General features: G+C 56.6%; 9 protein-coding genes. 2 read left to right on the top strand and 7 right to left on the bottom strand.

Annotation, left to right across the window (positions count from 1 at the left end; all coding sequences use genetic code 11):
• Positions 1-35 precede the first annotated feature (35 nt).
• Both ACUNV4_RS21645 and ACUNV4_RS21650 read right to left on the bottom strand, forming a co-directional pair.
• The gene (locus ACUNV4_RS21645) at positions 36-779 is read right to left on the bottom strand and encodes a hypothetical protein (protein ID WP_430880707.1); all 744 of its coding nucleotides are present in this window, start codon (positions 777-779) and stop codon (positions 36-38) included.
• A 130-nt stretch (positions 780-909) separates the two neighbouring features.
• Positions 910-3180 (bottom strand): NADP-dependent malic enzyme, encoded by a 2271-nt coding sequence (locus ACUNV4_RS21650; RefSeq protein WP_430880708.1) that lies wholly within the window; start codon positions 3178-3180, stop codon positions 910-912.
• A gap of 366 nt (positions 3181-3546) precedes the next feature.
• On the opposite strand from ACUNV4_RS21650, the gene ACUNV4_RS21655 reads away from it, so the two are divergent.
• Positions 3547-4248, top strand: coding sequence for an OmpA family protein (locus ACUNV4_RS21655; protein WP_430880709.1), 702 nt, complete (start codon positions 3547-3549; stop codon positions 4246-4248).
• A gap of 86 nt (positions 4249-4334) precedes the next feature.
• Here the strand turns inward: ACUNV4_RS21655 and kynU are convergent, their stop codons facing one another.
• The 4 genes from kynU to ACUNV4_RS21675 all read right to left on the bottom strand — a co-directional run bounded on the left by kynU (position 4335) and on the right by ACUNV4_RS21675 (position 8194).
• A complete protein-coding gene (gene kynU, locus ACUNV4_RS21660) occupies positions 4335-5528 on the bottom strand; it encodes a kynureninase (RefSeq protein ID WP_430880710.1) in 1194 nt (397 codons plus the stop codon).
• A gap of 134 nt (positions 5529-5662) precedes the next feature.
• The gene (locus tag ACUNV4_RS21665) at positions 5663-6499 is read right to left on the bottom strand and encodes a tryptophan 2,3-dioxygenase (protein WP_430880711.1); all 837 of its coding nucleotides are present in this window, start codon (positions 6497-6499) and stop codon (positions 5663-5665) included.
• A 116-nt stretch (positions 6500-6615) separates the two neighbouring features.
• Complete coding sequence (locus tag ACUNV4_RS21670; protein WP_430880712.1) at positions 6616-7518, bottom strand: COG3904 family protein; 903 nt, start codon at positions 7516-7518, stop codon at positions 6616-6618.
• Positions 7519-7657: 139 nt separating this feature from the next.
• Complete coding sequence (locus ACUNV4_RS21675) at positions 7658-8194, bottom strand: Rho termination factor N-terminal domain-containing protein (RefSeq protein ID WP_430880713.1); 537 nt, start codon at positions 8192-8194, stop codon at positions 7658-7660.
• 536 nt (positions 8195-8730) lie between these two features.
• Between ACUNV4_RS21675 and ACUNV4_RS21680 the strand changes: the two genes are divergently transcribed.
• The gene (locus ACUNV4_RS21680; protein ID WP_430880714.1) at positions 8731-12357 is read left to right on the top strand and encodes a PAS domain S-box protein; all 3627 of its coding nucleotides are present in this window, start codon (positions 8731-8733) and stop codon (positions 12355-12357) included.
• Positions 12358-12384: 27 nt separating this feature from the next.
• Here ACUNV4_RS21680 and ACUNV4_RS21685 read toward each other — a convergent pair whose 3' ends face one another.
• Positions 12385-13464, bottom strand: a complete 1080-nt coding sequence (locus tag ACUNV4_RS21685; RefSeq protein ID WP_430880715.1) for a LacI family transcriptional regulator — start codon at positions 13462-13464, stop codon at positions 12385-12387.
• Between the last annotated feature and the right edge of the window lie 88 nt (positions 13465-13552).

Below are 13552 nucleotides of genomic sequence, written 5' to 3' on the forward strand. Positions count from 1 at the left end.
ACGCCGTATGCAGTACAGACGATGAGCCGCCCGATTCAGCGAGAACGCAGACGGAAGACCGAGTGCTCATCAGAGACTCTGACGACGGCGCCACGGATCATCTGTTCAGCCCTGATGGGCGCACGCGGATGGAATTCATCACTGCCTGCATCCACTCTTGCATTGTTCCGGTGACGCTCTTGCAGCGTATCTGAGATTCCGCTCAAACGTCTTGCCAGCAGATGTCGAAGCACAGGGGCAGAGAGGACACCCAGCACGATCATTGCGCACAGAGCGCAGACATAGATGGACAGAAGGGTGTCTCTTGGCCATTGCCCCAATGGCCGGGCTATGCCGATGAAAGCTGCCAGCAGCCAATGACTGCTGCTGATGATGCCACTGGTAGCCAATACCACAGCCTCCAGCCCCGTCAATCTCCGCTGCAGGATCATCAGCGGGAACGATACGTAATGCAGCAGCACACCATTGAGTGTGAGTGCTACCACCACAACCAGCTTGAGTTGCAGTTTCGATAGTGTGGCCATCACGCCGAGATCGAAGCCGGTATCGTGATGAATCAGCAAGCCGCCGGTAATCCATAGCAGAATCAGGAGCACGGTGGTACCGTGCGCGGTCTGTCGCAGCCCCTCCACCGTGTAATTTCCCCTCAGGATGCGCCAATCCGCATTCAATACCAGTGCCAGAGCAAGGGCGCAAGACAGCAGATGGAGGTAGAGCAGCCCCAGACGAAGCCATTCGGATGAGTCAGAGGTCGGGATGAACATGGAAAGATCAGGCATGACTTGATACTCCTGCGACAGAACCCGGGAAACGGGTCGTTACAGCAATCAACGCATCCTGACACTTTCCGTTGACATCACATGACAAGCGCCGGGCCGCCATAGCAGCAACCCGGCGCTGGCAAATGGCCTACTCGTGAGCGGATGCGTCGACGGAAGCCAGGGCTGTCATGTTGACGATACGTCTTACCGTGGAGGACGAAGACATGATATGCACGGATCGGGCTGCGCCGAGCAGAATACCGCCCATCGTGACGCCACTGCTGACGACCCGCAAGGCGTTATAGGTGATATTCGCCGCATCCACATTGGGCATGACCAGAACATTGGCATTGCTGCTCAGTCTGGCATCGGGAAAATCCCTTTCTCTGATGGCCGCTGACAAGGCCTGGTCAGCGCGCATTTCCCCTTCGATTTCGAGATCCGGGCGACGCTGTCTGATCAGTTCCACGGCATCGCGCACCTTCTGTGCCGAAGCAAACGAGGAGCTGCCGAAGCTTGATCTGGAGAGCAGCGCAATACTGGGAGTGATTCCGAACCGGCTGACTTCCTCAGCTGCCAGCACGGTGATTTCAGCCAGTTGCTCGGCAGTCGGATGATCATTGACCTGGGTGTCGCAGATGAAAAGCTGTCTTTCAGCCAGCAGCACCATCTGCAACTCTGCGAGTGTGTTGACGCCCTCCTTCCTGCCTATGATCTTGCTGACATAATCCAGATGCTCCGGGTAGTGGCCAGTGATTCCACACAACAGGGCGTCAGCGTCCCCACGATGCAGCAGCATGCAGCCGATCAGTGTCGTGCGAGTTCGAGTTTCTTCCTTTGCTCTTTCGCGTGTGACGCCCTGACGCTTGCACAACTCGTAGTATTCGCTCCAGACCTCCCGGTAGCGAGGGTCATCCAGTACGTTGACACACTCGTAGTTGGTGTCAACCTTGAGTCGCAGTCCGAGTCTCTGAATTCTGGATTCAATGACATCGGTACGACCTATCAGTACCGGGTAAGCCAGTCCTTCATCGACAGCGACCTGCGCTGCGCGCAAGACACGCTCATCCTCTCCCTCGGCGTAGATCACGCGTTTCGGATTGTTTTTCGCGGCCAGAAAGACAGGCTGCATCGGCGAGCTGGATTCATAGACAAACTGATGGAGCTGTTCACGGTAGGCCTTCATGTCCGACATCGGCTGGGAGGCCACCCCCGTTTCCATGGCGGCCTGTGCCACTGCCGGTGAAATCTCGGTGATCAGTCGCGGATCGAAGGCACGCGGAATCAGGTACTCCGGACCGAACGGCGGCGTCGGCTCGCCATAGGCCTGAGCCACGATTTCCGAGGTCTCGGCATGGGCGATGGCGGCCAGCGCCTTGACAGCCGCCACCTTCATCTCTTCGTTGATCTCGGTAGCCCCGACATCCAGGGCGCCCCGAAAGATGAAGGGAAAGCAAAGAGAGTTGTTCACCTGGTTGGGATAGTCGGAGCGTCCGGTACCGATCAGACAATCGGGTCTGACCTGTTTGGCCAGCTCAGGCCGTATTTCGGGTTCCGGGTTTGCCATCGCCAATACGATGGGCTGGTCAGCCATCTCCTTCAGCATGTCTGCCGTCAGGGCGCCGCCCTTGGACAGACCGAGGAAGATATCGGCCCCGGCTACCGCATCGGACAATGAGCGCAGGCTTGTATCCTGCTGGTATCTCTCCTTGCTTTCATCGACATTGTCGCGCCCGGCGTAAACCACACCTCGAGAATCACACAGCACCACATTCTCGCGTTTCAATCCCAGACTGACCAGCAGATCGAGACAGGCCAACGACGCCGCTCCCGCCCCGGAAGCCACCAGGCGAACACTGTCGATCCGTTTGTCCACGAACTGCAAGGCGTTGGTCACGGCCGCAGCCGTCACGATGGCCGTACCATGCTGATCGTCATGAAAGACCGGGATGTTCATGCGCTCACGCAAGGCTTTTTCGATGCGAAAACAGTCTGGCGCCTTGATGTCCTCGAGGTTGATTCCACCGAATGTCGGCTCCAGAGCAGCCACGACTTCAATGAAGCGGTCAGGGTCGGTTTCCGCAACCTCGATATCGAACACATCGATTCCTGCAAATTTCTTGAACAGACACCCCTTGCCTTCCATGACGGGCTTGCTCGCCAGAGCCCCGATATTCCCCAGACCCAGTACCGCCGTGCCATTGGTGATGACTGCTACCAAATTTGCGCGAGAAGTCAGATGAGCAGCCTGCAAGGGATCTTCTTCAATGGCCGTACAGGCATAGGCCACACCCGGTGAGTAGGCCAGTGACAGATCATGCTGCGTTGTCAGGGCTTTCGTCGGGGCCAGCGAAACCTTGCCGGCGACCGGCAGTCGGTGATAATCCAGAGCTTCCTTGCGTAGATGGTCTTCACTCATCACTACTCTCCAGGTGGCATGATCTTGGTGTACTCACTGTAACGCCAGAGTGTTCCCGCGTACAGAGTCGAGCCGACGATTTCTCCAGCTGCAGAATTGATGAAAACTCTGGCGTTGCAATGCCGGGTATGCCAGCTGTGGTACCTTCCCTGTCGATTCGAGTGTTCGAGGCTGCTCACCAGGCTGAACTGGCCAACGCCACACCCCTGCTATTGCACTGCATCATTTGCGCATTCCCATGCAGTCGGGGGAACCATTGCATTCCTGGCCACTCACTCCACAATAGGGTTCATGAATCCGATCGTACGACCGGCTTGCCCCGTTTGAAACGATCACCTCAATTGCACACATCTTCCTGGCTTCATCATGAAAACACGTATCAGTTCGTCCCTCGTCACGCTGCCGGTAGCCACCCTGCTCACCACGGCGATACTGGCTTCCTGTGCCACCAATGACCCGGACCGTCGCGCCAAGCAGGGGGCCGCTATCGGAGCCCTTGCCGGCGCTGTCATTGGCCATCAACTGGACCATGACAATGGCGCCATTCTCGGAGGGGTAATCGGTGCTGTGGCGGGCGGTTCGGTCGGCAGCTATCAGGACAAGCAGCAAATGGAACTCGAAGCTGCGCTGGAAGAGGAACGTCGCAACAAACAGATCGAGATCCAGAGACTGCAGGACGAAACCCTGAAAGTGAGCCTCAGCAGTGAAGCATCATTCGACTTCGACAGGTCGGCGCTGAAGCCGGCGTTCTACCCTGCGCTGGACAAACTGGCAAACCTGCTGTCCAAATACGACCGCACCCTGTTGCACGTCATCGGCTATACGGACAGCGTTGGTACGGAGTCCTACAACCTTGGCTTGTCGAACGAGCGTGCAAGATCGGTAGCCATGTATCTGAACGCTGAAGGTGTCGACATCCGCCGTATTCGCACCGAAGGTCGTGGCGAGAGTGAACCTCGGGTTGCCAACGACACGGCTGCGAATCGCGCACTCAATCGTCGCGTGGAGATCTTCATCAAGCCCATCATCGAAGGACAGGAACAGAAGGCGCTTGATGCGCCGGTATGATCTGCGGACAGGCAATCAGCGACTGACTTCATGATCCGGACCGGAGCCTGCTCACGATCACATGCATGCTCCGGTATCGGGACTGTTCAGGTCACCGCATTCACCACTTGATACTGCGGTGCATTCCAGCGCTCGTGATCCAGAATGTCCTGCAGAATCGATGCAGCCTTGATCACGTCCTCTTCATCGAGATACAGTGGGGTAAAACCGAAACGCATGATATTCGGCGCACGAAAGTCCCCGATGACACCGGCATCGATGAGTGCCTGCATCACGGCATAACCGTGCTCGCAGGCAAACGAAACCTGCGAACCGCGTTCGCTGGCCTTTCGTGGACTGACCAGTGTCAGGTCCGGGCAACGTGCCTCCACCTCCCTGATGAAGCGTTCTGACAATTCGATACTGGCCTGTCGAATGTCTTGCATATCCACGCCCTCCCAGACCCCCATGGCCGCTTCCAGAGCGCTGGTCTGAATGACAGGTTGTGTACCGACACGCATGCGCTCGATCGACATGGCGGGCTGGTAGGATCGATCGAAGGCAAATGGCGCGGCGTGACCCATCCAGCCAGCCAGTGCCGGGCGAGTATGCTCGATCATGTCGGGCCTGACATAGATGAACGCCGGAGACCCGGGGCCCCCGTTCAGGTACTTGTAGGTGCAACCCACCGCGAATTCGCAGGCTGTAGCTGTCAGGTCCAGCGGAACGGCACCCGCACTGTGTGCCAGATCCCACAAACTGACAGCGCCTGCCTGATGCGTCAGTCGGGTGATGTTCGCCATGTCGTGCATCCGTCCCGAGCGATAATCCACCTGGGTCAGCATCACGACGGCCACCGACTCATCGATGGCTGCCTCGACCGCCTCGGGTTCGACCACTCGCAGCTCGTGATCGCTCCCGAGCGTATCGATCAATCCCTGGGCCATGTACAGATCCGTGGGAAAATTGCCATTATCGGAGAGGATGACACGCCGTTCCGGCCGTAATGCCAGTGAGGCTGCCAGTGCCTGAAACACCTTGATGGACAAGGTATCCCCCATCATGACACTGCCCGATGGCGCTCCCAGCAAGCGGGCCACGACATCTCCCACCCGACCCGGTTGTTGCATCCAGCGAGACTGGTTCCAGCCACGAATCAGTTGACCGCCCCACTGCTCGGTGACAACCTGCGAGACATGCGCCATCACCGCTCGAGGCAGCGGCCCCAGCGAATTGCCGTCGAGATAGATGATGCCCTCGGGAAGATCGAACAGGTCTTTTCTGGGTAATGCAATAGTCATGGGCTGAGGATTCTCTCCATATCGCACCGCACAAGAGCGCGGTGAGAGCAAACGTTTTCGACAGGACTTGCAGGGAAACGACAGACGTACGGTACGACGGCAATGCGCCTGCCGGGACGGACAGATTGCATGGGCTACAAAGCGCCGCGCACGTTCCAAAGCTCCGGGAAGAGTTCGACTTCGAGCATGCGGCGCAAGTACTTCACGCCGCTGGTACCGCCGGTGCCTCGCTTGAACCCGATGATGCGCTCGACGGTTGTCACATGATTGAAGCGCCAACGACGGAAATAGTCTTCCAGATCCACCAGCTTTTCAGCCAGTTCATACTGCGCCCAATGCTTTTCCGGTGACTGGTACACACGAGCCCATGCCTCCATGATGACATCACTATGTTGATGCGGAGACTGCAGGCGAAAGCACTCTGACGGGAACGTGGTATCCAGCGCCTGCTCCAGTGTACGCAGTGCGACATGATACAACGATGGCTGTTCCAGCTCGAGAGTCAGTCTGCTGTGCAGATCTTCCCGGTGTTCATGGACCTTCATCATCTGCAGGTTGCGGTTGCCCAGCATGAACTCGATCAGACGATACTGATGCGACTGGAAACCGGAGGAATTTCCGAGGGAATCACGAAACAGCGTATATTCGCTTGGCGTCATGGTGCGCAGAACATCCCAGGCATTGTTCAATTGCTCGAAGATGCGAGCGACTCGAGTCAGCATCTTGAACGCCTGACTGTGCTCATGCCTGGCAATGCTGACCCTCGCTGCCGACAGCTCGTGCAGAATCAGGCGCATCCAGAGTTCAGACGTCTGATGCTGGATGATGAAGAGCATTTCGTCATGAGCGGATGATTGAGGCTTCTGCGCCGCAACCAGACTGTCCATATCGAGATAGTCGCCATAGCTCATGTCGTTCCGGAACGACATTCTGGCGCCATCCTGCGCCGGATCATAGGCATCAGCGGTCATTATTCCTGCTCGGTTTCCTCACTGCGCCGATCTTACCTGCCTCGGCGGGAAATGATAAGTCTCTTTGCAGGACCTCGAACAAGGTTCGGGAGTGATGCTCGCTGCCAGTGTTCGTACTACCGCAACTCGTGAACGACGCCGTGTTCGCGCAGCAGCTCGGCTGCAGGCCACCACATCTCCTCCGGCCGGCTATCGAACATCCGCGAGACGAACTCTCGACTCACACCGGCGTCGAGAAACAACTGCTCATCAAGGCCTTGTTCGGAAATGGCAGTTGTCACCAGCGATGCGTATGGTGAATCCATCCGGTACTGGTGGAATCCGAATGCAGCCTCAAGGCCTGCTGTTCGCTCGATACCCCCAACATAGGCCGTCGTGCACGCCGATGTACAGCTTCCTTCCACATGCGTGGCCAGCCGATGGATCGAGAACAGTCGATACAGGCCGCGCGCCTCGAAGATATTTCCACCGGCACTGTCCAGCCAGACCTGTTCGATCCGGGGATTCTCACGCAGATGCCGCGTGACTGCACGTGTCATTCCTGCCTGGATATCTCCGTCTATCGACAAACGTTTGCCGGAGCTCGAGACGGAGATCGTGTAATTTTCCGGCACCAGCAGACTGTAAGCATCAAGGGTGCTGCTGGCCACCTCGACACGATTGGTCATTTGCACAGCGCCCAGCACATACACCGAGCTGAGTATGAACATCAGAGTGGCGCTCAGTTGAACTCCCCAGACCAGCGCCATGTTGCCGTTTTCCGAAAAGTGTCGATCCGCGGAGCGTATGACACCGACGATCTGCCAGCAAAGCAGGACAACATGACAGGCGACAACGGCAACCAGGACAGGTATCCGCCACCGATGGTAATCCTCGCCTTCCAGAGGAGCCAGCATCGTCTGCAGCGTGAAGACCAGTATTCTCAGTGCAACCAGGTTGACCCAGAAAGACCAGGCCAGCGACTGTTGACCTTGCCAATGGGTCGATACATATCCGCACAGCGACCGATGGTGTTGCAATCGCGCTCCGCACCGTTCCGGGGTGATCTTTCGAGTATGACGAGAAATCGAAACCTCGGCAATCTCGAACTGGCTTGGGTCAGCGTGCCCGGCAGGGTGTCAATCCACCCAACTTGCCACTGATGTGCGGTGCTACTTCCTATTCAAGTGCCGAGACCAACTCTTCCTTGTTCATGCTTGATCGTCCTTCGACGTTCTGCTCCGAGGCCTGCTTGCGCAACTCGGCCACCGTCATCTCGGCAGGATCCTTCTCCTTGCCGGCTCTGGCGCTGCCCGACCCGGCCCTGCCGGCACCATTTGCTGTCGCCTGTTCCAGACGGCGCCAGTTGACATAACTGGAAACACCCTTGACCAGCACGCTGGCCATGAATGCCATGATGGCGGATTCGTGTTTGCTCACCAGTTCGGATCTTGACGAAGATTCGCGTTCGGGTCGTATACCGTCGGCCACTGAGGAACGTAATGACTCCACATTGCCACGCACCGACCTGACATGCTCCTCTCCGGTATCCAGCAGCTCCCCGCCCACCTGTCTGGCTCGTCCCACCCCCTGATGCAGACTGTCCGCCAGTCGCACACGGCGCTCTTTGGTGCCAGCCAGTTCACGAGCGATCAGCACGGCAGCAGCAGCACCCACGCCCAGTGCCAGCCATCCAGAAGCCTTTCGATGGTCCATTGCAATATTCTCATCAGTTTGACAACGAGAATTTTGCCAATGGCAGCTCCCGAGAACGGTTATCAGCCTGAATTTGCAATTTTTACTCTGTTCCACGACAGTCAAGCGTCACAGGCTGTTCAACACTGTCAGCGTCGACGAACGTTCGATTCAGCTGTCAAGTCTGTTTTCATGGTGCAAGGATACGGCAAGCAGGTTACATTCCCGAGCAGGAGACCGGCAGTGTATCCCTCCCTCGAAGGCGCATGGCAGAACCCTCTTGGCCGATCAAGACGTGATCGCAAGCATCACTATATTGCCTATGGCTCCGGTTGACCGATCAAACCATGTCTTGGCGGACAGAACAATGGTGTAAAGTCGACCTACGAGCACAGCTGACTGACCAGAGTGACGAATGGACACCAGTTCTTCAGGATGTCTCTCATCATATCTGGTGTCCAGGAGGGACATCTGTAGCGCGCCTGACATCGTCTTCTTGATATCCAGACCTGATCACCCGGTCTGCTCGAAGTGCGGATAGCCAACAGGAATTGCTGATGCGTTCATTAAGGGCTCATATCGAGAATGTGCCACTGACCAGGCTGCTGGTACTTGCCTTCGCAACAATCCTGCTCTGTGCCATTGCGATCATCGTTCTGATCTCCTTTTATTTTGCAGATCGCATCATGAGTTCTGTTGCCGAACAGGCTGCCAGAAACTCTGCGCTGGAGATCCAATCGAGGACTGAACGCTTTCTGACGATTGCGGATCAGACCATCAAGGGTACAGCGCAGGCATTCAGCGCAGGCAGGGTCAGCATAGACGCTCCCGATACGCTCAGTCGCTTTCTCTGGGACCAGGCTCAGCACCAGAATGCCGAGCTGGTATCCGATATCTACTTTGCCAGCGAGCAGGGACACATCATGAGTATCAGTGTACCGGACTTGCAGGCCAGTCCGCTGAGTCCACGGGTCAAGTTTGCCAGTCCCGACACCGAGCAACTGGGTCTTGAATACCTGCTTGCGGCCACTGGTTCCCTGGATACGATATCTCGCAGGCTGATGAAGATCGATCCACGTACGAGGCCCTGGTATCGCCAGGCTGTCGACGCCGATGGTACCCCTGTCTGGTCAGATGTCTATCAGGATTACGACAGTGAGCACTTGATGCTCACCCGCTCTGTCACCGTGAAGGACGACGATGGTGTTCTTCTGGGTGTAGCGGCGATAGACATGTCACTTTCCCATTTCCGGAATTTTCTTCAATCCCTGAATATCGATGAGAAAGGTGGTGTCTTCCTGTTCAATGAACAGGGACAACTGCTGGCCTCCACCCACGGCAATCGGTCGCCCATCAGGCAGGAAGCCGACGCCCAAACCGAAGACTCTGCAGACCCGTTGACACGAACAGCCTACGAATTCCTGTCCGAATCGACTGCAACAACAAACCTTGAAGGCGATTCGGACCGACAGACCATCAGGCTTGCCGGGCAGGACGGCTACCTGTTCAAACGCCCTATCGGTCAGCAGTCCGGAGTCGACTGGACACTGATCATGTTTCTGCCAACAACGGATTTTCTCGAGTCAGCCGGCAAGCAATCCCATGTGCTTCTTCCACTGATTTTCATTGTCGTGCTCATTGGTATCGCTTTCATGCTGGGTTTTCTGCAACTGGTCATCACCCCGCTGAAAAGCCTGACGGCAGATGCAAGAAAAATCGCTGCGGGTCAGTTCGATGTGCCCATCACAAGCGATAGTGCCAACGAGGTAGGGGAATTGTCACGTTCCATTGCCAATATGCAGCAGAGACTCAAGACCAGCATCGCCCATCTCAAGGATGCCAACCTGTTGTTGAAGCGTGAAAACCACCGAATTGAAACAACACTCGGATCGCTGGATGATGGCGTCATAACGTTCGATGTCGATGGCAACATACAGTTCATGAACAAGGCGGCAGAGCGCAAGACCGGCTGGTCGATCAATCTGTGCAGAGGAATGAACTTCGACAGGCTCTGGAGTGAAGCGGACAACTCGCCAACGACGCAGCACTTTCGCAACGCAATACACAAGGCGCTGTCGGGCTACCAGAAGCACAGCGAGAACACCATCACGACGCTGTATCATGACGAATCCGGTGTTTCTGTTTCCTGCCGACTGACGGCCCTTCTTGACCGACTGTCCCGTCCACAGGGTGCCGTACTGGTATTCAATGAACTGTCCGAGTTGCTGCAACTGAAACGTGAATACGAGCAGACCATTGCCGATCACCGTCAACTGTCGCACGTTGTGGAAGAAACTGCGAACGAAGTCTACGTCGTCGAACCCCTGACGTTTCGCATCACGATGATGAACAGAACCGCGAGAACCAACCTGGGATACAGTCTGGAGGAATCAAAGCAGCTGACGCTTCACGAAACCATAGACAGCTTCCAGGAAACTTTTCCGCCAGAGTTGCTCGATGGTGTGACCAGCAATCGCATGTCCCGAACCGTGATCGATACGATGCACCGCCGCAAGGACGGTAGTCTGTACCCCACAGAAACCCGCCTTCACTATATCCCTGATGAGACACCGCCCTACTTTGCCCTGATTGCGCAGGACATGACCGACAGACGCAGGCAGATGCAGGATCTGTTGCTGCGCGATCGCGCCATTGCCGCACTGGATGTCGGCGTTTTCATCATGGAACAGGAAAAGAAACGCCTGCTGTATGTCAACACTGCGATGACATCGATTACCGGATACCGCTCTGATGAGCTTCTCGGAAACACCTTGGAAACCTTCACAGGTAATGAAGCCGACACCGGTCCGGTGGAGCAGCTCCTTGCGCAGCATGGTTCGAGGCCACTGCAGCAATTCGATCTGATATGCAGGCGAAAGAACGCCAGCAGCTATGCCGCAGAACTGTCGCTTTCCCATATTCGCGATATCACGGGCAAGGCCACCCACTGCATTGGAATCATGGAGGATGTCACCAGTCGCAAGTCTGCCGAGGAGAGACTGCGCCACGCACAGAAATTCGATGCCATTGGCCGACTCTCTGGCGGCATCGCACACGATTTCAACAATCTGCTCAACATCATTTCCGGCAGACTTGAGTTCCTGTCCAACATGGCGGACGATGAGACACAAAGGCTGCACGTACAAGAGGCTGAGCGGGCCGCGGAAATGGGTGCACGCCTGACAAGACGCCTGCTTGCCTTTGCAAGGCAGAGCCCTCTGGAACCCTCCATCATCAATCTGAACAGACTGGTGGTGGAAACACTGTCGATTCTGCAGACTTCCCTGAACAATCGTGTATCCGTCACTTCCGACCTGGAAACGGAACTCTGGCAGGTGCATACCGATCGTAGCGAGATAGAAAACGCGGTGATCAATCTCACCATCAATGCCCGGGATGCCATGCCGGCAGGTGGCACCATCATCATTCGAACCGACAATGTGTCGCTATTGTCTCCGGCTGATCAGAACCTGTCTCTCACCCCAGGCGATTATGTCAGCCTGAGTGTGACCGACACCGGCAGTGGCATCGACAAGGAGACTCTGTCACAGATCTTCGAACCATTCTTCACGACCAAGGACCCGGGCAAAGGGACAGGGCTGGGCCTGGCCTCTCTGTTCGGATTCGTTCGACAATCCCGCGGGGACGTGGTTGCAGAATCCGCGGTCGGTACAGGCACTTCCATCACCATATACCTGCCCCGATACGCAAGCCCCCCACCGAGCGAAACAGCCACCCCTGCCCGACACAGGTCAGGTGGCACAGGCAGACCCGACACACCAGCGCGCCTGCGTCTGAAGAACATGGCTTTATCGGTGCTGGTGGTCGAAGACAACCAGCAGGTACTGGAGTTGACGGAAGCGCGACTGCGGCTTCTGGGACTCAGCGTCACCAGTATTCGTACCGGTGCAGATGCCATCGACTACATCGACATCGGCCATGATCACGACTTGCTGTTTTGCGATGTCGCACTGGAGAACGGCATCAGAGGGTATGAGGTGGCGAAAAGAATGCAACAGCAGGATCGCAGATGCAGAATACTGTTGACGTCCGGCTTCAGTGAATCGATGTTGACGGACGAGCATGAGAGCGATTTTCCGGTTCTGCAGAAACCGTACGGCGTCGATGCACTTGCCGAAGCCATCCTTGAACTGTTTGCCGATGAAACATCCGACAGCCATTGAGGTATAGCGGGCTGCAGAGAATCTCGGTCAGCCTGACTCCGGACAGTTCTCCGCTCGCTGACCTCCTTCCCCTTCGTCGGCCACATCGACAGGCACTTCCAGCTCCTGTAGCGGTGGCAACTCCGGTTCATTGATGGCCTGCAACACGGCGCGAGCCAGAAACTGCCCGGCCCATTGCACGTTCTCAGGCATGGACAGCAACTCCTTGCGAAACAGTCGGGCGAACGGTGTGGATTGCTTGCCGAAGATATCGATGGTCGAACTTCGCCATGGAAAGGCGGACTCCACTGCATCCACCGCCGCCATGCTGGCTATCGATGAACCGCAGAGTATGCCATCGATGCTGGAATCCCGAGCCAGTGCGTTCACGATCTGTTCCCGGATTTCTGTGCCCAGGGAATCGCTGTTGACCGTTTCGCAAACCCGCACCGATCCACCAATCTCGGAGATGCCCTGCCGTATTCCTTCAGCCATGAATTGCCCGTACAACTGATCAAGCGGTGGCAACACGGCATGGATATTCCTGCGGCCACGAGCAGCGAGCCGCTTGACGCCGATACGGGCGAAGGCTGCGTTGTCAAAATCGAAGTACGCATGCTTTTCCGCCCAGGAAGTGCGCCCATGGGTCGCAAACGGGAAGTCATGCTCCATCAGATAAGCGACGCGCGGATCGTGTGCAGACGTGGCATTGAGAATTACAGCGTCTGCCGACCCGGTCTCGACGATGTAGCGCACCGGTTGCAGGGAATCCTCGCCGACAAACCAGGGGGTGACGTTCAGATGGTACCGGGTGTGACGCAGCTCGGACGTCAGGCCGGAGATCAATTGCGCGGTATGGTTCATGCCATCACGCTCTGTCGGAATGATCAGACTGATGACATTGGTTCTGCCAGTGCGCAGACGCAAGCCTGCCCTGTTGGGGACATAACCGATCTCGGCGGCAATTCGTCGAACCTTCTTCTTCGTTTCCTTGCCGATGTCCGGCGCATCACTCAGTGCACGTGACACCGTGGGCACGGCAAAGCCACTGAGACTGGCAATGGTCTTCAGCGTCGGTTGCTCTCTGCGCCCTGACGGTTTTTGCGGCTTGTCTTCTGGATGGCTCAATGCGCCCTGAACTCAGTCGGTTAATGTCGAGAGGCGACATCCTTGCCCTGCCTGTGTAACTGTCCGGTATCGGACAGGATTTCCTGCA

The organism is Granulosicoccus sp. 3-233, assembly GCF_052681095.1.